The sequence below is a fragment of the Kribbella sp. NBC_00382 genome (assembly GCF_036067295.1).
In the GTDB taxonomy this organism is placed as follows: Bacteria; Actinomycetota; Actinomycetes; order Propionibacteriales; family Kribbellaceae; genus Kribbella.
Genome location: NZ_CP107954.1, coordinates 7,028,584 through 7,052,795, shown reverse-complemented (window position 1 = coordinate 7,052,795; position 24,212 = coordinate 7,028,584). Strand labels below are relative to the sequence as shown.

Here is a 24,212-nt window from a genome sequence, read left to right as displayed (position 1 = left end):
AAACATCCCGCATGCGTAGAAGGTGGCATGTACGCCGCGATCACCTGGCGTCCTCATTTCGAGGCCAGGTGATCGCGGCGGCCGGCTTCGTGCTCGCGTTGCTGGCCACATGGGTGATCTTCGCCCAGCCGGCGGGTGATGGAGCCGCCCCACCGTCGAAGGCGAACGCCCCAACCAGCCCGGTCGTACCGAGCACGGCCGCTAGGCCAATTCGATCCGACAATGCAGTCCAGGGCAGTCCGAGGCGAATCCTGCTCCCGCAGATCGCAGTATCGGCGCAGGTGGTACCGATATCCGCAGACGGCGGCATCCTCACGCCGCCGTCGAACCCACGCGCCGTCGGCTGGTGGTCGGCCGGCGCCCAGCCCGGAGCCCGGATCGGTTCGGCCGTCATGACGGCCCACACCGTGCATACCGGCGGCGGCGCCTTCGACGACCTCGACAAACTCCGGCCAGGTGCGCTCGTCACCGTCATCACCAGCACCGGCCGAATCACCTACGCCGTCACCTCGGTGACGAACTACCCCAAACAATCACTCGCGAAGCACGCCGCCGAACTCTTCGACCAGACCACCGACGGCCGCCTCGTACTGGTCACCTGCGAAGACTGGAACGGCAAGACCTACCTCAGCAACGCCGTCGCCATCGCCGAACCAGTCCGGTAACCATCAGCAACGCGAACGGCGCCACCGCGGCGGCATGGCTCAGATCACCGGTTTGCCGGCGGACAGACGCTAGCCTTCCGGAGACGAATCGATCTTGGCCTCCGGAGGGACATCGTGGCGAAGAAGCAAGCCGATCCATTGCCGCAACACACGGTCGAAGAGATCCGCGCCGCGTGCGAGGCTCCACTACCCGCGGGCGTGACGATGGTCCTGCTGAAGAAGACCGTCACCGGACTGCAGGTCCACGAGGGCCGCGTCTCGGTCCTCGAGCGCAGCGACCGTCCATGGCGTCAACTGCCCGCGGTGACGAAGGTCTCCCGCGGCGTGTTCATCCGCAGCCGCATCAGGCTCCGGTTCGCCGACGGGAGCAAGGCGACGGTGCGCCCGTACAAGCCGAAGTTCCGGTGTCTCCTCGAGACGGGCAAGCGGGACAGCTTGAACTTCTCCTCACCGAGCAGCGGCGATGCCCGCAGCAACGACTCGCCCCTGGACGGCCTCGCCGCCATCTTCGTGATGCTGGTGGCAGTCGTGATGTTCCCGATCTCGCTGGTCATGCTGGCCCGCGAGCTCTTAGGCATCTCCGCCCGAGCGAAGCAGGCCGCCCTGCTACTGCCACAGTTGCAAGCGGTCGCCCAGCCCAACTGAACCGGCGGACGATTGCATGATCACCAGGCCTGAGCAGTAGCTCGGTGAGCTACTGCTCAGGCCTGGTTGTCCCGGTCGTCTCCGGCATGTGGGTTTCGGCCCAGTCGCGGAGGGCGGCGAGGGGTTCGTCGAGGCTTCGGCCGAGTGGCGTGAGGGAGTAGTGGACAGCCGGTGGGACGGTTGGTTCGACGCGGCGGATCACCAGCTGGTCGCGTTCGAGGCCGCGCAGGGTCTGGGCGAGCATCTTGGCCGAGATGCCCGGCGTCCGGCGTTTGAGGACGGCGTAGCGGAGCTCGCCCGACTCGGCCAGTGTCTTGACTGCAGAAGAGTTTGGCGCGACTGACACCCAGCAAGCTGCAGATTCCAGTACTGGCCATCGGTGCTCGACCGGTCGGGCCCGCGCTGGCAACGCAGCTCGCTGCATTCGCCGACGACCTCACCACACTCCAACTCGACGACTGCGGCCACTTGATCCCACTGGACGCTCCCGACCGCCTACTGGCAGCCCTCATCCCGTGGCTCGACGCAGGTTGATCTCCACCGCCGCCGTACCAAGCCGGGCCAACCTCGACCTCCGGCCGGATGACCTACTGGCCTTGGCCTGGTTCCGCTCAGATGATCATCGACCGAGCAGCCGTTCCAGGATCGGTGTCAGCGTCTCGGAGATGCGGGCGAAGCCGAGGTCGGTGGGGTGTGAGCCGTCGACGGTGTCGTCGCCGTCTTCACCGAGCAGCTGCCCTCCGGTGACGTAGTGCACTCCCGGGTCGCTCGCCGCACGATGCGCCTCGGCCAGCGCAGCGCGGCTCGCGCGGTGGTGGTTCTGCATCGCGGGGCGGGCCCAGGCATTGGCGTAGGTGCGGTCCTCGATCAGCAGAACCGGTACATCGGGTCGTCGCGACCTGAGCTCGCGGATGAACGGCAACGCCCGTTCGGTGACCTGGTCGGCGTTCATGTTCGGCAGGCAGTCCACCAGGTAAACGGCGGCGTCGATCTCGGCGATCAGCTGGGCCAGCTCGATCTCCATCTTGCCGCTGCCGGAGAAACCCAGGCCAACGACAGTACGGCCGAGCCGGCGGCCCAGCTGCGCGGGCACGGTCATCCCCGCACGCGACGCGGCGGCACCGTGGATGACCGAGGTGCCGTAGTAGACGATCGGTCGATCATTCGGTGCCGGCAGGACCTCGAACCGCGCTCCCGGTCCGACGCCGATCTCCAGGCTTTCCAGCGTGTTGAACAGCGGGAGATAGACGAGGTACTCGCGGACGGCTCCATCGAGACCGTCGACGATCGGGCCGACGGTCGTCGGGTAACTGATCGACGGCGATATTCCGACCCAGCGGATCCGGCCGGCATCATCGCGGCCGTACAGATCCAGCCCGCTCACCGCCGTGGGCGGCATGTGCCACTTGCCCAGCTCGGGTAAACCGACGGTCCAGCGAGCCGCGATCCGGGTCGCATCCGTACGGAACCGCACCAGCAGGCTGCTGGGATACGTGCTCAGGTCCCAAACCGAGTCGGGAACGACGCCGCGGGCGCGGCCAGGCAGCCGGTGGTAGAGACGCTCGGTATCGGACCAGCCCTTGCCTTCGGGGCCCGCCGGCTGGTGCCAGTCCCATTCGAGCTGGTCCGAGGTGGTCGCGGTGAGCAGGTCGGGCGTCGTAATCGTGTTCTCCTTCATCGGGTGATGCTGCGGGCCGGCGCTCAGTAGGTTGCTCGGCCGCCGCTGATGTCGTACACCGCGCCGGTTGAGAAGCTGACCCGTTCGGAGCAGAGAAACGCAACCAGTTCGGCGACCTCCTCGGGCCGGCCGACCCGCTTCATCGGGATGAGATTCGTGATGTGGGCCAGGACCTCCGGCGCGGTCTCGTCGTTCATCGGCGTCGCGATGACGGCCGGAGCGATGGCGTTGACCAGCACACCGCTGGTGGCCAGTTCCTTGCCGACCGACTTCGTCAGTCCGATGACCGCAGCTTTGGACGCGGAGTAGATCGACAGGTTCGGGTTGCCGTCCTTGCCGGCCATGCTCGCGAGGTTCACGACCCGGCCCCAGCCTCGCTCGCACATTCCGGGCACGAACGTCCGGATGGTGTTCACGGTGCCGATGACGTTCACCTCGAACACCGCGCGCCACTCGTCCGCCGTGGTTTCGATCAGCGGCCGGTTCGGTCCGACCACACCCGCCGAATTCACCAGTACGTCGACCGGGCCCACCTCCGTTGCGATGCGCGCCAGCGACTGCTGATCGGTGACGTCGGCTGCAACGTCCGCGCCGTGCAGGTCAACGGTGACCACTTCGATGCCGTCGGCACGTAAACGCTGTGCTGCTGCCTCGCCGAGGCCGCTACCGCCGCCGGTGACCAATGCCTTTCTGCGGACCATGGTTCAGCTCCAGTGCGGTGCGAGAGGGATATCCGTGAGCTGCCGTTGCGCCACGGCGATGGTGGCCGACTTGTTGATGGCTGACCGGGGGACCTTGGCCATGCACCAACCGGGAGCTGCGGGCGTCAGTACAAGTGGGACGGAATCCAGCCAGGCTTGGAGGTTGGTTGGATCTCCGGCGAGCAGCAGTCGGATGCCGCCGGGACCAGGGCGGGGCCGCTTCTTGAGCTTCGCCCGGACGACCAGGCCTTCGCTGTAGCGTCCGAGCCCCTGCGCGAGCGGGGAGCGCGCCGGGTCGTAGGCGCGGAAGTGCTGGCTGCTGATCCGTGGGTCGTACAGCGCCATTCGGCCTGCGGCGCCGTACGGGTCGATGATCGCTTCCCAGTCGGCGGCGATCGGCCTCGCGCCATGAGGGGCCGCGGGCGCGCTCGGGCCGTCGAACGGTTTCTGTACGGTCGGCGCGGTCACGTTGGGCGGACTCCACGGCACGGTCGAGTCGGCGAGGACGACAGCCGTTCCGTAGATGCCGCCGGTGCCGAGTTCGTCCAGGACCCGGTTGGTCACGAGCACGAGGATCTGGTTGGGGGTGGTGGTGGACCAGCCGGTACCGAGGTCGAAGCTCTCGGGCAAGAAGCTGCCCGCTCCGGTGATCAGCGGTGCGGCAACGCCGTTGACCCAGACCGTGGCGATCTCGTCGACGCTGGGCAGGATCAATCGTGGACTTCCCGAGACCGGCGTCGCCGGCAGAGTGCAGCGGTACCAGGCCTGTCCCTTCAGATAGCGGAGTCCCTGCGCCGACCACGTGTGGTGGGTGTCGATGGTGGTCCAGCGACCGTCCTGCGGAGTGGGCAGTACGCCGGTGCCGCCGGTGTCGACGAGCAACTCCCAGCGCCGAGGTACCGAGACGACCGGCGGACCGTACGCCGCAAGGGCCGCACCGACCTGCTCGACCGCTCGTCCGAGGAAGCGCTCGAGGTAGGTCTTGCTGGCTGGGCGGAGACCTGCCGGGCTGTCGACCTGGGTGGCGTCGAATTGCGTACGCGCCTGCACCAGGGACCCGACTGCCGCCGCGTTGTCGCCGATCTTGTGTGCCCGCAGGCTCTTGAGAGTTGTCGCTCCGAAGTCGTGGACCCGGCCGATGACGGCGAGCCTGGCGGCTGCGGCGGTGTTCCCGTCCGCGGCCAGGGTGCCGGCCGCATGATTGAGCAGGCTCTTCAACTGGGTCATCACCGGATCCGGCAGTGACTCAGGGAACTCGATGATGCTGCCGGCGGTGTACGGTGCGGTGGCCATTGTCGTCTCGAGCAGCTGGAAGTACCGCTGAACAGTGGTGGCTGCCGATCCGTACGCGACCCGGTAGTAGTCCCGGAGGATCGCGGCCGAGTTGGCCGTGGGGTCCCAGAAAAGCTTTGCGGCCAGGTAGAACGCCGGCCCAAGATGGCCCCAGCTGCCGATGCACTCGAGGCGGATGCCACCGGTCGCACCGAGGCGCGCGTACTCGGGGAGTTCGTCGGCGAGCTGGCGAGCCGCTGAGTACGGGAGACCAGGATCGGCGAGATTGCCGACGTACCCGCGGTACATCCAGTCGACGCCGAGCGCCTGCCAGTCCGCGATCACCTGCAGCACATAGCGGCGTTCCCAGCCGTCGTCGTCGGCGCTCGACTTGCGGCGATCGACGGCGATCGGCGCGAAGACCGGGACGATCCGGGGATTCGGCTTCTCGCGCTGCGGCGCCTCCATGTACTCGCTGTAGGCGTAGAAGGCGAGCTTCAGGTCAGGGAAGTCGGCGAGCCGGTCCAGCAAGAGGTTGAAGAACTTGATGTAGCGATCGGTCACCACGAGCTGGCCGTAGAGGGGATCGATACGCCCGGGGACGTCCCAGCCGGTGACCCCGAATCCCGGGCCGTCGTTGGGTCCGAGATTGATGTACTCCGCAGTGGGATCAGCAGCCAGAGTGCGCCGGATGGCCGCCTCGCAGCGATCCAGTACCTCGGGGATGGTGACGTCGACCTGGTTCGCGACGACCCCGTTCTCGTGGATGAACAGTTCAGGGTTGGAGGTCTTGGTCGCCGCCGGATAGAGCGGGATGCCGTGGGCCCCGTACGGAACGCCGGTGAGCCGCTGACGCCGGTACCAGACCGCGGCCTCGAGCGGGTCCACCGGTGAGCCCGCCGGTAGCGAGCCGTACCGGGGGAGGCCCTGCAGCACGCGCTGGCTGAAGTGGGGCGCGGACGCATAGTTGCCGGAAGCAACTGTCAGGGCGCCGGCAGGGAGCACTGTTCCGTACGGACCGGGTGCGAGCCAGCGCACCCCGCAGCGCTCGAGCAGTTCGTAGACGCCGTACAAGGTGCCGGTTTCGCTGCCGCCGACGACGGTGACCGAGCCCGATGAAGCCCTGACGACGAAGCCGGCCGGGTTGCTCGGCAGCGGGAGCCCGAACCGGTCACGAGCGGCCGCGCCGAGCCAGATGGCCGGGCGACCCGGATCCGTTGAGACCACCTCCGGCGCGGCGCCGGTCACCGCGGTGACGTGCTCGACCACTTCGTCGACGGCCACGGTGACATCGCCCGACTCGGCCGGCGACACCACGATCGGGAGCCGTTGCTGCGATGAAGCCAGTACCACTCGAGGCACTGCCGTCGCAGAGGGAGCGACGGCGGCCGCGGCCGCGACGCCCAGACCGGCGCCCAGGACGGCGCGCCGGCTGATCGCCCACGAGTTCCCCGGCTGTGCCGGATTCGCGTCACCGTCGGCTGGACTGCTGTCGATGTTGACCACGTGACTCTCCTCGGTAACTCGTGCTCAGTGAACTGGCTGGTGCTCAGGCGGGAGCGTCGCCGTGGTCGGGGATCTCCAGTTGCACGCCGCCCTGGAGGGCTGACTGGTGGGCGTAGATGCCGGGGAGGGTGTAGCGGGCCGAGACCCAGGCGTTGACCGGCGGGAGCGTCTTGTCAGCGACCGCGCGGACGAAGTCGTCGGCCAGGAAGTGATGCGAACCCTCGTGACCGTTGTGCAGTCCGTCGAACTCGTCGGGCAGCCGGCTGCGGTCGTGGACCGGCGAAAGGCCGGACCGGAACTCGTTGCGCAGCGCCGGGTCGACCTTCGCCAGGTCCTCGTCGTTCAGCGACCCGCTCGGCTCGGCGGCCATCAGGTCGCTGATGTCCTCCACACCTTCCTTGGTCTGCCAGACAGTGGTCGTCGCCAGCTGCTCGAAACTGCCTTCGGTACCGAAGACGCGCAGCCGCGACCCACGGATGCGCGACGGGTACCCGACCCGGCGCATCTCGTTGGTCCGCATGATGCCGCCGTCGGCGAGCTTGAACAGCGCGGTCGCGTTGCTGAAGTCGTTGTCGAACTGGCTGATCTCCTTGTCGAACACCCCGTCGCCGCGGTCGTCCTGCACCCCGATGCAGGAGACGTGCGTGGCGTGCTGACCGGTCACCGACAGCACATTGCCGACGGCATGTGTCGGGTAGAGCATGGGCGGGAAGGACGCGGTCTTCTTCCAGTCCTCGCCACCGCTGTACTGGTACGCCGCGTAGAACCCGAGATCCATGTCGTGGACGTAGTCGCCCTCGGAGTAGAAGACCCGGCCGAAGTCACCTGCGGCCAGCCGCTGCCGACAGTAGACCGACGATGGGTAGTAGAAGCTCGTCTCGCCCATCATGTAGGTCAGGCCGGTCTCCTTGACCAGCTCGATGATCCGGGCGATCTGGTCGGCCTGGATCGCCATCGGCACCGTCGAGTAGACGTGCTTGCCGGCCTCCAGCGCCTGGATCGCCATCTCGCCGTGCAGCCAGCGCTGGGTGAAGATCGCCACCGCGTCGACATCGGAGGCGAGCATCTCCTCGAACGACTGATAGGTGATCGAGACGCCCTGGTTCGCGGCCATCTCCTTGGTGCGCTCAGGCAGCAGGTCCGTCAACCGGACGTCGTTGACGTCGGGATGCGCCGACCACAACCGCAGGAACGAGGGGGCGAACTGGCCGGCTCCGACCACACCGATGCTGATGCTCATGACTACGTGACACTCCTCGGTAACTGATGATGTGCTGGGCCGTGCTCAGTACGAGCCGGGCGGGATGGTTCCGGTGAGTCCGCTGGTACTTCCCCACCTCACCAATGGGCCGTCGACAACGGTCGCGGCACCGGCGCTGACGGTCACGGCGCCGCGCGAGATGTAGGACGCGGTCGTCGCTCCGGCAGGGAAGTCCTCCGAGAACCGGGTCCCCTCGATGCTGCTGTTCCGGATGACGCACTGCTGCGTGGCGCCGTCGCTGAAGGTCGGAGACCGGTGGACGAAAGTGCATCCGGTCAGCACGGCCGGGGCTGTGGTGCTGCCGGTCAGATAGATCGACCGCACCTGGTTGGCAGTGAAGGTGCAGTCGTCCCAACTCACGTTCGGGCCGTCGACCGAGGATTCGTAGAGATACTTGGTCCTGAACACCGAACCGCTCGGCACGCCGGCCGGAAGTTCGTCGGCAAAGGTGCACGAGGTGAATTTGGTGGCCTCGGCAGCCACGGCAGAGCCGTAGGTGTGCACAGCGGTTCCCCGCACCGTGCAGCCTTCGAACGCCAGCGATGGCCGCCTGCACCAGATGCTGTAGTTGGTCGAGCCCCAGAAGGTGCAGTCGACGAACGTGCTGTAACCACCGTCGCCCGCGGCGGCCAGCATGCCGACTCCGGCGTTGTCCTCGAAATGACAGTTCTCGAATCGGCCGTCGCGGCACATCGTCAGCTGGGGCTCGATGTCGAGACCCGCTGCCGGCGCCGAGGACAGCCCTCCGCGCCCGGTGTGGCTGAAACTGCAGTCGGTGCACGTGAGTCCCCGACCGCCGACCCACGACAGTCCCTGCCGGCCGTTGTACTCGCTCACCACCCGGGTCAGCGCGTGCGGGGTTGCCGGGTCGGTGCCGGTCAGTCCGGCCCACGCGATATAGACCCCGTCGAGCGGATGGTGGTGCGTCGTGACGTCGACGATCTGGACCTCAGAACACCTCTGCAGCCAGATCCCACTCCCGGCAAGCTGACGGCCGTTGTCCCCCCACGGTCCACCCAGAACCAGATGCTCGTTGCGGCCGTCGAGCTCGAGATCGCTGATCGTGACGTTCTGGCACTGGGTGAACTCGAGGATGTTGCCCGTTGCGCAGGCGTGATCCAGTGTCTTGGACACGGCGGTCACCGCGCCGGTGACGGGATCGAACGATCCGTAGTGGAGCCCGTCCGCGAGTTGCAGGACCGCTCCGTTTCCCTGGATGTCCACCAGGTCGAGGTCGTGGACCGAGAACACCGGCTGCGCTACGTAGTACGGCGTGACGCCGGTCGTATGCACCTGCTCGCCCACCACATAGGTCCCTGCCGGGATGACCAGGGTGCCGCCACCGGCGGTCTGCAAGGTGAGGGCAGCTTGCCTGAAGGCCGCGCTGTCATTCGTCACGCCGTCGCCGGCAGCGCCGCAGTCGGCTTGAACGTCAACGGTCGGGAACGAGCGCGTGCCCCGGCCTTGCCCGGAGGCGCTGCGCCCGGAGATAGCCGGGGTCGATTTCGCCTGCGCCTCGAGGGCGGGCGCCGCCACAGCGGCCAGGGCGGCAGCGCCACCAGCCAGGAGCAGAGTCCTTCGGTCCAAACCAGGCATGGCTCTCCCAGGAGTTGCGGTGAAGTGGGCTACTCCAGCAGATGGACTGCTGACGCATGGCGGGTACCGTATCAGCGTAATACGCATAATGATATGGTTGCATGCAGGTTGCGGCAATCAGAAAGCGTCAGGCACCCAGATGACTCTCAATACCCGTGAAGCCCGTCAGGCCTCCGAGGGGACCCTCCGCGTCGGCCTCGTCGGCTACGGAGCCCGCGGCACCATCGGCCGCTCGATCGACAAGGACGTCATGGATGCAGAGGTGGTCGCCGTCTGCGACACCTCCGAGCGTGGGTTGGCCGAAGCCGGACGGGACTTTCCCGAGGCCACGGTGACCTCCGACCTCGCCGACCTGCTGCCGCTTGTCGATGCGGTGCTCATCACGACCCCTGATGACCAGCACGTCGGGCCGGTGATCGCTGCGCTGGAGGCCGGCGTGAGTGTGTTCTGCGAGAAGCCGATGGGCATCAGCATCGAGGAGTGCGACGCGATGCTGACCACCGCCCGCCGCACCGGTGCGCGGCTCTACATCGGCCACAACATGCGGCACATGTCGGTGTTCATTCAGCTGCGCGACCTGATCTCGGCGGGACGGATCGGCGAGGTCAAAGCGATCTGGTGCCGGCATTTCGTCGGCAACGGCGGCGACTACTACTTCAAGGACTGGCACGCGGACCGCACCCGCTCCAACAGCCTGCTGTTGCAGAAGGGCGCGCACGACATCGACGTGATCCACTGGCTGGCCGGTGGATACAGCACGGCGGTCAGCGCGATGGGGGAGTTGATTGTCTACGGCTCGATCACCGACCGGACGGATCGGTCCGGGCAACGAATGGGCGAGTGGCTGAGCGTCGGCAACTGGCCGCCCGCGACGCTGACCGGACTGAACCCGGTGGTCGACGTCGAGGACATCTCGATGATGATGATGAAGCTGGACAACGGCGTGCTGGCCTCGTACCAGGAGTGCCACTTCAGCCCCGACTACTGGCGCAACTACACCGTGATCGGCGACCGGGGCCGGATCGAGAATCTCGGCGACCGGCAAGGGGCCCACATCGCCGTATGGGACACCCGGCACGGCGGCTACGCCGAACCGGACGAGCTGATCGAGATCGGTGGAAGCGAGGGCGGACACGGCGGCGCCGACCTTCGGCTGATCGCAGAGTTCATCCGGTTCGCCCGCGACGGCGGCGTCACGCAGACCTCGCCGATCGCGGCGCGGATGTCGGTGGCCGCCGGTTGCGTTGCCGTCGACTCACTCCGCGGGGATGGCAGCCAACTGCCGGTGCCACCCCTCGATCCGGAGCTGGTCGCCTACTTCGAGCGCGGCCAGACCCGCTGAGTGTCAGGTGCATCGAAAGGCAGTTGTGTGCGCCTTATGCGGCCCTGATCATGTTAATCTCGGTCTGTGCATAGTGAGCCGGTCACGTCCAGCAACCAAGCGTTGGCGCGTGGGCTCCACGTGCTGCAGATGCTGGTGGAGTCCCCGGAGCCGTTGACCACCACGGAGATCGCACGGCGGCTCAACCTGCACCAGAGCTCGATCAGCCGGATCCTGACGACGCTGGCTCAGTACGGCTACGTACGCCGGCCGTCGCGGGGCCGTTTCGCTCCCGATTTCGGGCTGCTGTCGCTGGCTGCGAGCACCATCCCGAAGTTCTCCTTGGTGACTCGTCCGCGGGCGGCGATGGAGCAGATCGCCGAGTTGTGTCCCGGTTTCAGCGTCACTCTGGGCGCGCTCTGGAAGGGCAGGATGATCTACTTCCTGCGAACCTCCACCACCGCGCCCACGATCGACTTCGTGACGTCGGACTTCCCGGTCCACCTCTCGGCGCCCGGTCTGCGCTTGCTGCTGGACGTCCCGCGCGAGGAGGCGTTGACGATCCTGCGCGGATCCCGGGAACGCTTCGGCTGGCGTGGCGAGGACGTAGTTCCCTCCTCCGAGGAGGCGGTGCTGGACTTCGCGACCGCGCAGGTCGCGCACGATGTGCTCATCCTCCCCGGCTGGAGCCGGCGTGGCGACGTCGGCGCTGCGATCCCCGTTCAGTCGCCGGACGAAGGTCAGCCACCGTTGGCGCTCTCGTTGACGGGCGTCGCCGAGCCTGGCATCGATCCGGACACGCTCCGTCTCTGGCTCCACGACGGTCGTCGCCTGCTGGAGTCCGCACTCCGCACTCCCTGAGGCGATCACGACGTCGCTGTCGACGCGCACAGCTCCATCACCATTGCGTGATCCCTCGACTCGCTCGACTGCTGTCCTCGCGTTCCCGGTCTCTTCCAGTGCGTGACGTCCTTCGGCGACCGCCTGGAGTCAGCCAAGTGCACTGCGCATACAACTGAAGTCCGCCGAGAAAGCTGACTCAAAGCGTATCTCTATGCGTATTACGCTGATACGGTGTCCGAGATGCATCTAGCAGACCAATGCTGGAACATATCGAAGGAGCATCCGTGGTGATCTCTGCACCCGCCGCCTTGGTGAGCCGTCGTCGGCTCCTCGGCGGCGCCTTCGCCGTTGCCGCCGGCGCCACGGCGCTGGCCGCCTGCAGTACTCAAGGTTCGTCCGGATCCGCCGGTGTGCTGAACGTATGGGGCGGCGTGCCGGAAGATTCCGGGCCTGGCGACATGATTGCCGCCTTCGAGAAGGCCAATCCGGGCATCAAGGTCAAGTACACGCGCTATGTGAACGACGCGACGGGCAACCTGAAGCTTGACACCGCTCTCCAGGGTGGGGTGCCGATCGACGTGATCTTCAGCTACGGACCACCGAGAGCCAGTAAGCGTGTCTCTGCTGGGCTTCTGCTCGATCTGAGCCAGAAAATCGCGGCAGAAGCCAGTTTCGCGAAGTTCGCCGCGGGCGCCACCCCACGAGCGAATTACGTCTTCGACGGCAAGGTCTACACCGTGCCTGCGGCAAGGTCGCCCCAGCTCGTGATGGCGAATGCCGACCTGCTCGACAAGGCCGGCATCGAGATCCCAGACGACTGGGACGTCGAGGATTACCACCGGATCGCCAAACGACTCACGGTTGGCTCAGTCAGTGGGTCCCTTGGTTCGCCGGCCATCGGGGTCCCGGCCCTCGGCCCGGATGCCAACTATCAGAAGGGCGGTCAGGCGTCGAACTTCGCCGATGCCGCCTGGCGCAAACAGGTCGAGCTGGGGGTCGCGATGCAGAAGGATCGCAGCGCCGTCCCACACAAGACGGTGCTGGCCCAGAAGCTGCAGACGTTCGCGCAGAACGCCTTTCTGGGTGGGCAGTTCGCGATGTTCAGCACTCAGGCATTCCTGGTGCGCTACATCAGCGACACCAAACAATATCCCCACTCCTTCAAGGTGCGCGCCTACCCGGTCCCTGCGCCGGTCAAGGGCAAGGCGTACTGGAATCCAGGCGCCTACGGCGACTTGATGTCGATCAGTACCAAGTCGACCCAGCAGGACGCGGCCTGGACGTTTCTCAAGTACTGGGTGACCAACGCGGGCGCCTACATGATCAAGGGCGGCCGGCTGCCCTCGCTACCGGACCCGGCCAAGAAGGCTGACGCGATCAGCCAGCTGCTCGGGCCGGACATGACGAAGCTCTACGACGTCGACTCGTTCGGCAAGGTGCTCTTCGACCCGGCCATGAAGATTCCGGTGGACACGATCTTCACCGCCTCGACCGAGATCGCCGACCTGCAGACGAAGCTGAACGACCAGGCGTTCCTCGGCTCTATCTCGGTCGATCAGTGGGTGCAGCAGATGACGGCGCAGTCTGATGCGGCGATCCGCAAGGCGAGCTGAGACCGGGGTGTCCACACCATGACCGACGTCATCGTCAAGAGTGCGCCGGCCGTTGTTCAGCATCGGCCCGCACGGTCGAGACGAACACCGACCAGGGTCGGCTGGCTGTTCATCGCCCCGAACTTGCTGGGCTTCTTGGCCTTCACCCTGATTCCGCTGGTCGCCGGCCTTGGCATCGCCTTCACCAACTGGAACGTGGTCTCCGGTCTCGGCGCGATCCATTTCGTCGGGCTGGACAATTTCGTCGAACTGCTCGGCGACCCGCTCTTCTGGAGCTCGGCCCTGCGCACTGTCGGGTACGCCGGCATCAGCGTTCCCGGCACGATGTTGCTCGGACTGCTGCTCGGTCTCGCGTTGAACACCGATGTTCCCGGGCGCGCGGTCCTCCGGGTGATCTTCTTCGTCCCGCACATCGTCAGCTCGATCGCCATCGGCATGATCTGGCTACTGCTCCTCGATCCAGGAAACGGGCCGATCAACCGGATCCTCCGTGGCCTCGGCCTGTCCTCGACGCCTGGCTGGCTGGTCTCGGAGGTCTGGGGACTGCCGTCGCTGGTACTGATCGTCACCTGGTCCGGCGTCGGATACTGCGCGGTCATCTACGTCGCCGCCCTGCAGAGCATGCCGCCGAGCCTGCACGAAGCTGCGCTGCTGGACGGGGCGGGACCGTTCGCCCGGTTCAGGACGGTGACCTGGCGATCGTTGATGCCGACCACGACCTTCCTGGGAGTCACGATGCTGATCAGCCACTCACAGGGCTTCGGCCTGATCGCCTTCCTCACCCAAGGTGGCCCGGGCGATTCCACGACGGTGCTGTCCTATTACATGTACGAACAGGGCTTTCAGTTCTACCGGTTCGGCTACGCCGCGGCGATCGGGATCATGAGCTTTCTCGGCGTACTCGCACTGAGTGTTGTGATGTGGCGATTCCAGCGCGGCCGCGGGCTGTACACGTGAGCGGCGCGACCGGGGTCGTCAGTACTCGTCCTCGTGCCACCAGCGCCCGGCTGTCGCGGCTCCCGCGGCAGATCCGGAAGTATGTCCTCGCTGCCGTGCTGTGGATCTTCGCGCTCGGCTTCATCGCGCCGCTCGTCTGGATGGTCTCGTCCTCGCTCAAGCGAAACATCGACGTGTTCACTGCGCCGATGCGGTGGATCCCGCACCCGATCCAGTGGGCGAACTACGCCGAGGTCTGGCTGGGCGATCACTCGATGTTGCGGTACTTCGGCAACTCACTGCTGGTGACCTCGGTCAGTGTCGCGGGCGACCTGATCACCTCCTCGATGGCGGGCTATGCCTTCGCCCTGCTGACCTTCCGTGGCCGGAACAAGGTCTTTTTCATCTACCTTTCCACGGCCATCGTCCCGTCCCAGCTACTGCTCGTTCCGCGCTTCATGTTCTTCCAGCAGGTCGGCCTCTACAACACGCTGTTCGCACTGATCCTTCCTGGACTGTTCACCTTGTACGGCACCTTCCTGCTCCGGCAGTTCTTCATCGCCACGCCCACCGAACTGGCCGAAGCCGCCCGGCTGGACGGGGCCTCCGAGTGGGGAGTGTTCTGGCGGATCTATCTACCGCTGGCCCGTCCGATGCTCGCCGCGCTCGGAATCATCCGGTTCGTCGGGTCGTGGAACGACTACGAGACGCCGCTGGTCATGCTGTCGGACGACTCGCGTTACACCATCCCGCTCGGGCTGACCCAGTTCGTGGACGGTGACGGCGGGCTGTCGGCCGGCCTGGCGATGGCTGCCTCGGTGTCGTCGGTACTACCGATTCTGATCGTCTTCCTGATCTTCCAGCGCCAGTTCGTCGCCGCCCTTGCCTTCACCGGGCTGAAGTGATCCGCGCGGGCTGATAGTTGCCATGTGCAATCACCACGAAAGAGAGAGCTGAACGTGCGAGTAGAACAAGTGACCTCCGACGTGACTGTCATCGGCGGTGGCTTGGCCGGGGTCTGCGCGGCGATCGCCGCCGCCCGCCAGGGCGCGACCGTCAGTCTCGTCCAGAACCGGCCGGTACTGGGCGGCAACTCCTCGAGCGAGATCCGGGTCTGGGTCTGTGGTGCAACCGCTCACGGCGTGCAGCAGTACGCCCGCGAGACCGGCATCATGGGAGAGCTCTGGCTCCGGAACCAGGCCGTCAATCCCGACGGGAACCCGTACTATTGGGACCTGGTCGTGCTGGAGGCAGTGCGTGCTGAGCCGAACATCACGCTGTTCCTCAACACCGATCTTCGCGAGGCGGACGTGGACGGGCCGGCGCAGGCGCGAACGATTCGATCCGTCACGGGGTGGATGATGGGGTCCGAGCGGCTGATCACCTTTACCAGTGAGGCTTTTTGCGACTGCACGGGTGATGGCTTTCTTGGGTATCTTGCCGGCGCCGATCATTCGACGGGGCGTGAGTCGCGAGACGTTTATGGTGAGTCGTGGGCGCCCGTAGTACCGGATCGGACGACGCTGGGTAGCACGATCTTGTTCTACACCAAGGATGCCGGGCATCCGGTCAGCTTCGTCGCGCCGAGTTTCGCGGTGGACATCGAGCGGACCGGCATCCCGGAGCATCGGCTGATCACGCCTGACCGGAACGGGTGTGCCTACTGGTGGATCGAGTGGGGCGGCGAGCTGGACATCGTGCACGACGACGCCCGGATCCGGGACGAGTTGCAAGGAGTGGTCTACGGGATCTGGGACTACATCAAGAACTCGGGGAAGTTCGAGGCGGACAATCTCACTTTGGAGTGGATCGGCGCTGTTCCTGGCAAGCGCGAGTACCGGCGGTTTCTCGGCGATGTGGTGCTGACCCAGCAGGACGTACTGAATCAGACCGAGTTCGACGACAAGGCAGGCTTCGGCGGCTGGTCGATCGACCTGCATCCGGCAGGTGGGGTCTACGCCACCGAGCCGGGCTCTCGGCACTGGCACCCTGACGGGAACTACCACATCCCGCTGCGATCGCTGTACTCGCGCAATGTCACCAACATGTGGATGGCCGGCCGGAACATCTCGGCCAGCCATGTCGCGTTCGGATCGACCAGGGTGATGGCGACCTGTGCGCTGACCGGTGAGGCGGCAGGACTGGGTGCTGCGGTTGCTGTTGGCAATGAGTTGACGCCGAGGCAGTTGGCGACGGAGGAGTTGGGGCTCTATCAGCGTGCGTTGACCCGGTCGGACGCATCGGTGCTCGGGCTGGCGGACACTGATCCGGCGAACCAGTCGCTCACCGCGACCGCCACGGCATCCTCGACGCTGCGTGAGGTCTGCGTCGAGGGGCCGATTGTGGAGGCCTTCGAGTTGAGGTCCGCGGTGGGAGTGGTCCTGCCGGTCGTACCGGGGTTCGAGGGCCTTGAGTTGTTGGTCGAGGCTGATGTCGATACCGAGATCGTCGTCACGGTTCATGCCACCGACAAGGCCCAGGTCTACCTGCCTGGCTCACCGATCAGCTCCGCCACGGTGGCTGTCGCGGGCGGCCGAGCGGAGTGGATCGAGGTTCCGGTGAAGACCAGGCTGGATGCTGCGGCCAATGTCTTCGTGGTGATCGAGAAGAATCCGCTGGCCCGGCTGCAGCTCGCTGATCGTTCCGAGCCGGGTGTCTTGGTCTTTCGGTATCGCGACGCCGGGCCCGACGAGGTCTGGCCCGAGCAGTTCAGGCATTGGAAGTTGGCGGAGCATCGCCGCTCTATCTGCCTGCGTACGCGGGGAAATGGCGACGTCTACGCTGCGCGCCACGTCATCGGAGGGTACGCGCGTCCCTTTGGCGGACCGAACATGTGGGTCAGCGCGCCGTTCGCCGATGATCCCAGTCCATGGATCGAACTTCGCTGGAGCGAGCGGGCAACTTTCACCGAGCTGACCGTCATCCTTGATGACTCGCTGGACATCGACCTGATCAACCTTCATCGCCACAAGACCGAGTTCCCCACCATGCCAGGGTTGCTGACCGACTACACCATCCAGGCAGAGACCGCCGAGGGCTGGGTCGAGGTTGCTGCCGTGACGGGCAATCAGCGGCGCAAGGTGACGCACGTGTTCGAACAAGAGCTCAGGGCCGAGGCGATCCGGTTGGTCGCACAGGTAACCGGGGGAGACCCGCACGCTCACGTGGTCTCGTTGCGTGCGTACTGATGCGATTTCAGGATCGGGTTGTGCTGATCACCGGTGCCGGGTCGGGCATCGGACGGGTGACCGCACAGGCATTCGCCGGTGAGGGGGCGGTGGTGGCGGTCACCGACATCGACGAGGCCGCGGCCGACGAGACGGTGGCCATGACGCCCGGTAGCTTCGCACTGCGGCTGGACGTCACCGATGTAGAAGCGATCCGGGATGTGCCGGCCGAGATTCGGGATCGGCGCGGTCAGATCGATGTTTTGATCAACAACGCGATGATCTGCTCGGATACGCCGTTCACCGAGATGAGTGACGAGGCGTTGCTGCACGAGCTGAACGTCGATCTGGCGGGTGCGATGCGACTCACCCGGGCAGTGCTACCGGGCATGGTCACGAAGGGAAGCGGGGTGATCGTGAACCTCAGCTCGGTGAACGGCATGCAGTACTTCGGCCAGACCGTCTACTCCGCGGCGAAGGCGGGGCTGATCTCGTTCACCAGATCCATCGCGGCCGAGTACGGCCGCTACGGGATCCGCTGTAATGCAGTGGCGCCGGCCTCCATCGCGACGCCCGCCTGGCAGCGCCGGATCGACAGGAACCCGGCCGTCCTCGACCGCCTCCAGCGGTTCTATCCAATGGGCAGGGTCGGCCAGAGCGAGGACGTCAGTGATGCGGTGCTGTTCCTGGCCTCCGATCAGGCATCCTGGATCACCGGAATCACCCTGCCGGTCGACGGTGGCCTGCTGGCCGGCAACGTGGCGGTGGCTGAGCTCGCGGACGATTCCAGCCCCCGTCGTTGAACTCGTGAGTGACCAAGACGCCCTGGGGTGCGGATGAGCGAGTCGTTAGTACTGCGAGGCGGAGCGCTGGTTGATGCGCGACTGGGGCCGGGGACAGTGTCCGGTGATCTGCGGATCACTGATGGGCGGGTCGCTGCCGTCGGTACGGTGCGGCCAGAACCGGGTGAGCGGGTGGTCGACTGCTCGGGCCGGCTCATCCTGCCGGGACTGATCGATGCTCACTCCCATGCCGACGCGGCGGTGTTCGACGACGAGGTCGGCCGCGCCCTGCTGCGGCAAGGTGTCACGACCGTGATCGCCGGGCAGGACGGGGTGTCGTTCGCTCCTGGCGAAGGCCGGTACGCCACCCGCTACTTCGCGGCGATCAATGGGCCTCATCCGAGCTACAGAGGTGGGGGAGTGGCCGCTCTGCTGGAAGGCTATCGGCACACCACGCCGATCAACGTCGGATACCTGATCCCGGCCGGCACCGTACGGGAATTGGTCTGCGGTCTGAGTGCCGCGACGCCGACAAAGACTCAGCTAGGGCAGATGCGGGACCTGGTTGCCGCCGGTATGACCGAGGGCGCGCTCGGGTTGTCGACCGGGCTGGACTACGTCCCCGGCTGCTTCGCCGATGTCGACGAACTCGCCGCGCTGTGCGTCCCGGTCGCCGAGTGCGATGGGCTCTACGTCACCCACATGCGTGGCGGTTACGAGGAGAACTCGCGAGCTGGCCTGGACGAGGTGGCCGCGATCGCCCACGCGAGCGGCGTCCGGACCCATGTCTCGCATTTCCATGCCAGGTCGGAGTTGATCGTGGAACTCGTCGACGAGTTCATCGCCGCCGGAGTCGACCTGAGCTTCGACTCCTACCCGTACTCGCGAGGCTGCACGATCTTGGCGATGCTCGTACTGCCCCCGGATTTTCTGCGGAGCGGATTCGACTCCTGCGTTGCGCAGCTCGCCCGCCCGCAGGTACGGCAGCAGTTCCTCACCGAGTGGATCCCGGCCATGGCGGCCCGGGCGGACATGGGGCCGAACTGGGCAGACAACATCTGCTTCGCTCACATCGCCAGGGACTCCTATCAGTGGGCGCATGGCCTGACGCTGTCCGTGGCGGCGAGCCGGCTCGACATCTCACCCGCCGAGTTGGCGCTCCAGGTGCTGGCCGAGGCCGACCTCGAGGTCAGCGTGATCATGAGGGTGCCGAGAGAACGCAACGACGCGGAGATGGCCGGGCATCTCAAGCACCCGGCCCACCTGGGCGGCTCCGACGGCATCTTCGTCGGGCGGTCGCCGCATCCGCGCGCGTTCGGGACATTCGCCCGCTATCTCGCGGTCTTCGCCGCCGAACGCGGGGATCTCAGCTGGACCGACATCGCCACCACGTTCAGCACCAACGCGGCTCGTAGGTTCCGCCTCGGCAGCCGCGGCTCGCTCACCGCGGGCAGCATCGCCGATCTGATCGTCGTCGACCCGGCCGCGACCCGGTCGCCGGCCGACTACAACCATCCGCGTCGGCTCGCTGAGGGTGTCGACGATGTCTTCGTCGCCGGGCGGCAGGTGCTCCGGGGCGGTGAACTGACCGGGATCCGCAGCGGCATCGGCCTGCGCAGGCAACCGGATCTGCCCTTCGCCCCGGAGCTTTAGCTCCAACCGCCCAGATCGAGGTCCGTGATGGTGATGGCTGTGCCGGTGGCCAGGGACTGGTTGGCAGCGATGCCGACGGCAACGGCTCGGACGCCGTCGTGGACGTCGGCGGCGCGGCCCAGTGGGTCGTTGCCAGGTCCCTTGAAGAGGTCGGCGTAGATCAACTGGTCGCCGCCGCCGTGGCCGCCTTCGCCGCGGGGGATCTCGACCTCGACCGCGGAGGCCCAGTGCTTGTGCAGGACCAGTCGTTCGCCGTCGGACCGTACTTCGCCGGCAACCACGCGTTCGGCCGGGTAGCTCGGATCGACCCGGTCGTCGATCACCGCGGCCCGCTCGACCACCTCGAGCTCGGCGCGGCCCTCGGTGCCGTTGACCGAGACGCGATACCCCTCCCAGGGCGAGTGGGCGTTGAGCGAGTAGCTCAGCCGGGCACCGTTCGCGTACTCCGCGATCACCGCAAGGTTGTCCTCGATCGTGATCCCCGGTCCGAACACGTCCTGGTCGCGGCGATAGCCGTCGTACTGCTCGCTGTCCCAGTACAGCTGACGGTCGACATCGTCGGTCCGCAGGTCCAGCAACCACGGATCGCCGGCCGAGCCATCGACCGTACCGCGCTCAGGTCGTTGCCCGAGGCCACGAGCTGCCGCATTCTCCGAGCCGTAGAAGGACAGGCCACCGGAGGCGAAGACACGGGTCGGGGACGACGCGATCCACCAGTTCACCAGGTCGAAGTGGTGCGACGCCTTGTGCACCAGCAGGCCACCGGAGAACCGCTTCTCGCGGTGCCACCGCCGGAAGTAGTCGGCGCCGTGCCGGGTGTCGAGCACCCACTGGAACTCGACGCTGGTCACCGTACCGATCTCGCCGTCCTGGATCAGCCGCCGAAGCGCGCTGTTCCGCGGGGAGTACCGGTAATTGAAGGTCACCACGACGGACTTGCCGGACTCGTTCATCGCGTCGACGATCTGGCGCGTGCCGTCGGCATCGATCGTCAGTGGCTTCTCCACGATCACATCAGCGCCCGCGCGCAGCAGTCGCGACACCACCGAGGCATGGGTGTAGTCGGGGCTCGTCACGACCACCCGGTCGACGGACTGCTCCTTGACCATCTGCTCCAGCTGGTCAGCGCCGTACTGCGGGAGTCGCGTGCCGCCCAGCTCCTGAACATATTTCTGGTAGAACGCCAGCCGCCCCGGGTTCGGGTCGAGCAGCGCGACGAGCTGGGCCTCCTCGGGGTGCGCGTCGATGATCGCGCTGACGTACGAACGCCCGCGTGAACCGGTCCCGGCGACTGCATACCGTCTAGGCATGACGACTCCTTCTACTCGTGTAGATCATGCACGCTAACAACGAATTTCCGGGCCGGTCAAGGCCGTATCATCGGCTCATGTCCAAGGCCGCCCCAGTCACCCGGAACGACGTTGCGCAGTACGCCGGCGTCAGTACCGCGGTGGTCAGCTACGTGGTCAACGAAGGCCCACGTGCGGTCGCGCCGGAGACCCGGGAGCGGGTCCTGGAGGCGATCCGGGTCCTCGGCTACCGGCCGAACGCCACTGCCCGCGCCCTCCGGATGGGCACTACCCGCACCCTCGGGCTGATCACCCCCGACGGCGGCAATCCACTCTTCGCCGAACTGGCCAAGGCCATCGACAAGGAAGCCTCGGCCCGCGGGTACGTCGTGCTGCAGACCAGCACAGACGGTGATCCCGTGACGGAGCAGGCCAAGATCGCGGAGCTCCTGATCCGCCAGGTCAGCGGTCTCCTGCTGGTCGCTCCCACCGACGCCCCGGACCTGACCGAGGTGAGCATCCCGGTGGTGGCGATCAACCGGGTCCTGTCCGAGGTGAGCTCGGTACGGCCGCAGTACCGCGAAGGCGCCCGCGCTGGTGTCGAGCACTTGATTGCCCACGGCCACCGCAGCATCGGCCTGGTCGTTGGCGGCATCGCGAACGGTGAACGCGAACTCGGCTGGCGGGACGCTCTCCATCAGGCCGGTTTGCCTGACGGCCCGATTGCCCGGGCGCACTTCAGCCGGCAAGGCGGGTACGGCGCCGGCCGAGACCTGCTCACGGCCACCGACAGACCCACCGCGATCTTCGCCAGCTCCGACCTCCAGGCCGTCGGTGCCCTCCGGTCGATCCACGAAGCCGGCCTTCGCGTCCCCGACGACATCGCAGTCCTGGCCTTCGACGGCACCGCCGAAACCGAGTACACCTGGCCCCCACTCACCGTCATACGACAGCCGCTGGAGCGGATGGCCCTGGACGCGGTCAGCCGGTTGATCGACGGTCAAGATGCCATCGAGGCGATCGCCTATCCGACCGAGCTCATCCTCAGAACCTCCTGCGGCTGCTGACGCCCAGAAGGAGTTGCCAGCGCCAGAAATCGTCAGCCGCGGTGGTACTCCAGGGCTGCGAGCACGCGGCGGTTGACGGTCGGATCGGCATGCAACCCGAGCTTGCGGAAGACAGTGCCGATGAGCGGTTCGACCGTCTTCACACTCAGGTGCAGTTCCTGGCAGATCGCTGCGTTGCTCAACCCGCGAGCCATCAGTTCGAGGACCTCACGCTCCCGCGGCGTGAGGTGCTGGAGGTGGCCGGCACTCGACTCCCGCTGAACTACTTCGGCCAGCGTGAGCCGGTCCAGGAGCAGGGCCGCCTGGGCGCTGAGGTCCTGCATCATCCGCTCCTCACTGCGTGTGAGAACCGTGACTCCCGGCACGACGAGTGCACCCACCACTCGGCCGCCGGAACTGACCGGCCATGCACGGTCGGGAAGCGAGTCCAGTGGACACGGCGCGGGGTCGGCGTCGATTTCGGGCCAGACGCCCACGGCGTGCAGCGCCGCCTCGTCGCCCATCCACACGGTCGCTCCTGGTACGTCCAGTGCCTCCGCGGCAGTCCGGGCCAGCGCTGTCGGCAGCCCTGCCTGTCGCTGGTGCGCGTCCGTGAGCCAGGACAGGGCTCGGTACCGCCCAAGCACGTGGCCGTAGAGGGCTGACCATCCAGCGACCAGGGGGATCAGCGACACCATGATCAGCCCCGGCGTCGTCGAGCCCACCGCCACGAATCCCACCAGGAGCACCACGAAGGCTAGGGCGACTCCGAGGAGCAGACCGAGGAGCGGTGCGCGGCTGCGCCCCGTGCGCCATCGCATCACGACCGCGACGACCCACGAGATCTGGAGGACGAGATAGAGCGGATGTGCCAGGACGTGCCAGACGGCCGCAGCCGCTGCGCGTCCCGGCAGGTTGAACGGCGCCGGGCGCATGAGTCCCGCTGACTCCCACTCGACTGGCCACAATGCCGAGAGCACCGCACAGATGGCGGTGAGCACGCAGGCGACGATGACGCCCGGTCGCCACCGGCGCGAGGGTAGGTGACCCTCCGGGAAGCAGACCACGGCGAAGGTCGTCACCAGCATGCCGACGACGATCGGCCATACACCGAGCCAGCCCAGCCATGAGGAGGCGGTTCCGGTCGCTGTGTGGCCGATCTGGCGGCCGGCGAACATGACCGCCTCGACCAGGCCGGCGGCCAGGAAGAGATCGCCCTCGCGGCTGCGCGGCCGCTCGGCCGCGAACCAGGCACCTACCAAAGAGAGCGTGACACCGAGGATGCCGTTGTGGATGTTGCTCCACCAGATTCCCCGGGTGAAGCCCACCGCGACCAAGACACACGCGGTGCTCGCAGCGACCAGCGAGAGCATCTCGCGCCGAGCTGACCTCGTCATGCAGGTGATCGTGACACAGAACGACAGCCGCCATACCCAGGGAACACCCTGCTTCGTGGTTGCAGGGACAACCCCGTACCGGCGAACACGGGCGTCGGCAGATCGTGGAGCCCTCCAACGAAGGGAACGATCATGACCACCAGCCTCGACTCGCCGGCCCGCTCGCGCCGCCTCACCTTGGACGGCTGGACCATCGCCGTCCTGGCCGGCGCCGCGGTGGCGTTCAACCTCGGTGGCGCCCTGCATCCCAACGACGGTGGTACCGGCAACAAGGTCGCCCAGTTGCACCACATGCTGCTCCAGAGCAGCTGGTACCCGTCGCACCTGGCCCTGCTGGCCTCGTTCGGCCTGTTCACGGTCGCCTTTCTGCGACTGCCGGGCCGAATAGAGCTGGCGCCGATGACCCGACGCATCGTCCGCGTGATGGCCGTGGTCTCGGCCCTGACGACAGCCGCGATGGTTCCCCACCTGCTCGCACCTCTGGCTGCCGACTCCATCGCCGATGGGCAGTCGGGCGCGTTGAGCGTCTTCATGACCATCGACGAGACGCTCGCCGACGCCCCGTGGGCGCTTGGCATCGCGCTGCTCGCCCTCGTCGCCGGCGTGACAGCCAACCTCGGCAACCGCCTGACGGCGGTCCTCGGCGCGGCAGGAGGCGCCAGCTTCGCCGCCGCAGCCGTCACGATCCCGTTCACAGACGCACTGGACCAGCTCTTCGCAGTCGGCGGAACGGGCATCACCCTCTGGGTCCTCACCGTCGTCGCCGTGGGCGCCTGGCGCCGAAGGCAACCCAACCTCCCGCGGCCGGCACGGTGAAGACCCGCTGCACGAGATCGTCGTG

At 66.7% G+C, this 24,212-nt stretch carries 21 protein-coding genes; 13 read left to right on the top strand and 8 right to left on the bottom strand.

Annotated features, from left to right (window positions below):
- Positions 1-11: 11 nt before the first annotated feature.
- Both OHA70_RS33355 and OHA70_RS33350 read left to right on the top strand, forming a co-directional pair.
- Positions 12-665, top strand: coding sequence for a class F sortase (locus OHA70_RS33355; RefSeq protein ID WP_328324469.1), 654 nt, complete (start codon positions 12-14; stop codon positions 663-665).
- Positions 666-779: 114 nt separating this feature from the next.
- Complete coding sequence (locus OHA70_RS33350) at positions 780-1,310, top strand: hypothetical protein (protein ID WP_328324467.1); 531 nt, start codon at positions 780-782, stop codon at positions 1,308-1,310.
- Between the two features lie 49 nt (positions 1,311-1,359).
- Here the strand turns inward: OHA70_RS33350 and OHA70_RS33345 are convergent, their stop codons facing one another.
- Entirely contained in the window at positions 1,360-1,656 is a 297-nt protein-coding gene (locus OHA70_RS33345) for a winged helix-turn-helix transcriptional regulator (RefSeq protein ID WP_328324465.1), read from the bottom strand.
- On the opposite strand from OHA70_RS33345, the gene OHA70_RS33340 reads away from it, so the two are divergent.
- The gene (locus OHA70_RS33340; RefSeq protein ID WP_328324463.1) at positions 1,641-1,844 is read left to right on the top strand and encodes an alpha/beta fold hydrolase; all 204 of its coding nucleotides are present in this window, start codon (positions 1,641-1,643) and stop codon (positions 1,842-1,844) included. The two genes, OHA70_RS33345 and OHA70_RS33340, sit on opposite strands and share 16 nt — an antisense overlap.
- An 85-nt stretch (positions 1,845-1,929) precedes the next feature.
- Here the strand turns inward: OHA70_RS33340 and OHA70_RS33335 are convergent, their stop codons facing one another.
- Genes OHA70_RS33335 through OHA70_RS33315 form a run of 5 tightly spaced genes read right to left on the bottom strand, consistent with a single transcriptional unit; the run spans position 1,930 to position 9,324 of the window.
- Positions 1,930-2,988, bottom strand: a complete 1,059-nt coding sequence (locus tag OHA70_RS33335) for an SGNH/GDSL hydrolase family protein (protein ID WP_328324461.1) — start codon at positions 2,986-2,988, stop codon at positions 1,930-1,932.
- A gap of 23 nt (positions 2,989-3,011) precedes the next feature.
- Positions 3,012-3,689 carry an SDR family NAD(P)-dependent oxidoreductase gene (locus tag OHA70_RS33330; RefSeq protein WP_328324459.1) on the bottom strand — a complete coding sequence of 226 codons (678 nt, stop codon included), beginning with the start codon at positions 3,687-3,689 and terminating at the stop codon, positions 3,012-3,014.
- 3 nt (positions 3,690-3,692) lie between these two features.
- Positions 3,693-6,467: a DUF4838 domain-containing protein gene (locus tag OHA70_RS33325; RefSeq protein WP_328324457.1), complete on the bottom strand. Its 2,775-nt coding sequence runs from the start codon at positions 6,465-6,467 to the stop codon at positions 3,693-3,695.
- Between the two features lie 43 nt (positions 6,468-6,510).
- Positions 6,511-7,707 carry a Gfo/Idh/MocA family protein gene (locus OHA70_RS33320; protein WP_328324456.1) on the bottom strand — a complete coding sequence of 399 codons (1,197 nt, stop codon included), beginning with the start codon at positions 7,705-7,707 and terminating at the stop codon, positions 6,511-6,513.
- Positions 7,708-7,752: 45 nt separating this feature from the next.
- Positions 7,753-9,324 (bottom strand): right-handed parallel beta-helix repeat-containing protein, encoded by a 1,572-nt coding sequence (locus tag OHA70_RS33315; protein WP_328324454.1) that lies wholly within the window; start codon positions 9,322-9,324, stop codon positions 7,753-7,755.
- 139 nt (positions 9,325-9,463) lie between these two features.
- Between OHA70_RS33315 and OHA70_RS33310 the strand changes: the two genes are divergently transcribed.
- The 8 genes from OHA70_RS33310 (at position 9,464) to OHA70_RS33275 (ending at position 19,639) form a co-directional block, all read left to right on the top strand.
- Entirely contained in the window at positions 9,464-10,666 is a 1,203-nt protein-coding gene (locus OHA70_RS33310) for a Gfo/Idh/MocA family protein (protein WP_328324452.1), read from the top strand.
- Between the two features lie 66 nt (positions 10,667-10,732).
- Positions 10,733-11,506: an IclR family transcriptional regulator gene (locus OHA70_RS33305; RefSeq protein WP_328324450.1), complete on the top strand. Its 774-nt coding sequence runs from the start codon at positions 10,733-10,735 to the stop codon at positions 11,504-11,506.
- 266 nt (positions 11,507-11,772) lie between these two features.
- Positions 11,773-13,101 carry an ABC transporter substrate-binding protein gene (locus tag OHA70_RS33300; RefSeq protein ID WP_328324448.1) on the top strand — a complete coding sequence of 443 codons (1,329 nt, stop codon included), beginning with the start codon at positions 11,773-11,775 and terminating at the stop codon, positions 13,099-13,101.
- A gap of 18 nt (positions 13,102-13,119) precedes the next feature.
- Positions 13,120-14,058 (top strand): carbohydrate ABC transporter permease, encoded by a 939-nt coding sequence (locus OHA70_RS33295; RefSeq protein ID WP_328324446.1) that lies wholly within the window; start codon positions 13,120-13,122, stop codon positions 14,056-14,058.
- Entirely contained in the window at positions 14,055-14,942 is an 888-nt protein-coding gene (locus tag OHA70_RS33290) for a carbohydrate ABC transporter permease (RefSeq protein WP_328324444.1), read from the top strand. Before OHA70_RS33295 ends, OHA70_RS33290 begins: the two co-directional genes overlap by 4 nt.
- Positions 14,943-15,011: 69 nt before the next feature.
- Positions 15,012-17,225, top strand: a complete 2,214-nt coding sequence (locus OHA70_RS33285; protein ID WP_328324442.1) for an FAD-dependent oxidoreductase — start codon at positions 15,012-15,014, stop codon at positions 17,223-17,225.
- Positions 17,225-18,007: an SDR family NAD(P)-dependent oxidoreductase gene (locus OHA70_RS33280; RefSeq protein ID WP_328324440.1), complete on the top strand. Its 783-nt coding sequence runs from the start codon at positions 17,225-17,227 to the stop codon at positions 18,005-18,007. The genes OHA70_RS33285 and OHA70_RS33280 overlap by 1 nt, the downstream gene beginning before the upstream one ends.
- Positions 18,008-18,040: 33 nt before the next feature.
- On the top strand, positions 18,041-19,639 hold the full coding sequence (locus OHA70_RS33275; RefSeq protein WP_328324438.1) for an N-acyl-D-amino-acid deacylase family protein: 1,599 nt from the start codon (positions 18,041-18,043) through the stop codon (positions 19,637-19,639).
- Here OHA70_RS33275 and OHA70_RS33270 read toward each other — a convergent pair.
- Complete coding sequence (locus OHA70_RS33270; protein WP_328324436.1) at positions 19,636-20,949, bottom strand: Gfo/Idh/MocA family protein; 1,314 nt, start codon at positions 20,947-20,949, stop codon at positions 19,636-19,638. The two genes, OHA70_RS33275 and OHA70_RS33270, sit on opposite strands and share 4 nt — an antisense overlap.
- A 77-nt stretch (positions 20,950-21,026) precedes the next feature.
- Between OHA70_RS33270 and OHA70_RS33265 the strand changes: the two genes are divergently transcribed.
- Entirely contained in the window at positions 21,027-21,995 is a 969-nt protein-coding gene (locus tag OHA70_RS33265) for a LacI family DNA-binding transcriptional regulator (RefSeq protein WP_328324434.1), read from the top strand.
- A gap of 32 nt (positions 21,996-22,027) precedes the next feature.
- On the opposite strand, the gene OHA70_RS33260 is transcribed toward OHA70_RS33265, so the two are convergent.
- The gene (locus OHA70_RS33260; RefSeq protein WP_328324432.1) at positions 22,028-23,371 is read right to left on the bottom strand and encodes a helix-turn-helix transcriptional regulator; all 1,344 of its coding nucleotides are present in this window, start codon (positions 23,369-23,371) and stop codon (positions 22,028-22,030) included.
- Positions 23,372-23,503: 132 nt separating this feature from the next.
- On the opposite strand from OHA70_RS33260, the gene OHA70_RS33255 reads away from it, so the two are divergent.
- On the top strand, positions 23,504-24,187 hold the full coding sequence (locus tag OHA70_RS33255) for a hypothetical protein (RefSeq protein ID WP_328324430.1): 684 nt from the start codon (positions 23,504-23,506) through the stop codon (positions 24,185-24,187).
- The last annotated feature ends 25 nt before the right edge of the window (positions 24,188-24,212 follow it).

What these genes read in the sequence shown, in the direction of transcription:
- OHA70_RS33330 (WP_328324459.1), bottom strand. Translation starts at nt 3,689, where the DNA reads ATGGTCCGCAGAAAGGCATTGGTCACCGGCGGCGGTAGCGGCCTCGGC.
- OHA70_RS33295 (WP_328324446.1), top strand. Translation starts at nt 13,120, where the DNA reads ATGACCGACGTCATCGTCAAGAGTGCGCCGGCCGTTGTTCAGCATCGG.
- OHA70_RS33315 (WP_328324454.1), bottom strand. Translation starts at nt 9,324, where the DNA reads ATGCCTGGTTTGGACCGAAGGACTCTGCTCCTGGCTGGTGGCGCTGCC.
- OHA70_RS33280 (WP_328324440.1), top strand. Translation starts at nt 17,225, where the DNA reads ATGCGATTTCAGGATCGGGTTGTGCTGATCACCGGTGCCGGGTCGGGC.
- OHA70_RS33310 (WP_328324452.1), top strand. Translation starts at nt 9,464, where the DNA reads ATGACTCTCAATACCCGTGAAGCCCGTCAGGCCTCCGAGGGGACCCTC.
- OHA70_RS33275 (WP_328324438.1), top strand. Translation starts at nt 18,041, where the DNA reads ATGAGCGAGTCGTTAGTACTGCGAGGCGGAGCGCTGGTTGATGCGCGA.
- OHA70_RS33355 (WP_328324469.1), top strand. Translation starts at nt 12, where the DNA reads ATGCGTAGAAGGTGGCATGTACGCCGCGATCACCTGGCGTCCTCATTT.
- OHA70_RS33320 (WP_328324456.1), bottom strand. Translation starts at nt 7,707, where the DNA reads ATGAGCATCAGCATCGGTGTGGTCGGAGCCGGCCAGTTCGCCCCCTCG.
- OHA70_RS33335 (WP_328324461.1), bottom strand. Translation starts at nt 2,988, where the DNA reads ATGAAGGAGAACACGATTACGACGCCCGACCTGCTCACCGCGACCACC.
- OHA70_RS33270 (WP_328324436.1), bottom strand. Translation starts at nt 20,949, where the DNA reads ATGCCTAGACGGTATGCAGTCGCCGGGACCGGTTCACGCGGGCGTTCG.
- OHA70_RS33260 (WP_328324432.1), bottom strand. Translation starts at nt 23,371, where the DNA reads ATGACGAGGTCAGCTCGGCGCGAGATGCTCTCGCTGGTCGCTGCGAGC.
- OHA70_RS33265 (WP_328324434.1), top strand. Translation starts at nt 21,027, where the DNA reads ATGTCCAAGGCCGCCCCAGTCACCCGGAACGACGTTGCGCAGTACGCC.
- OHA70_RS33255 (WP_328324430.1), top strand. Translation starts at nt 23,504, where the DNA reads ATGACCACCAGCCTCGACTCGCCGGCCCGCTCGCGCCGCCTCACCTTG.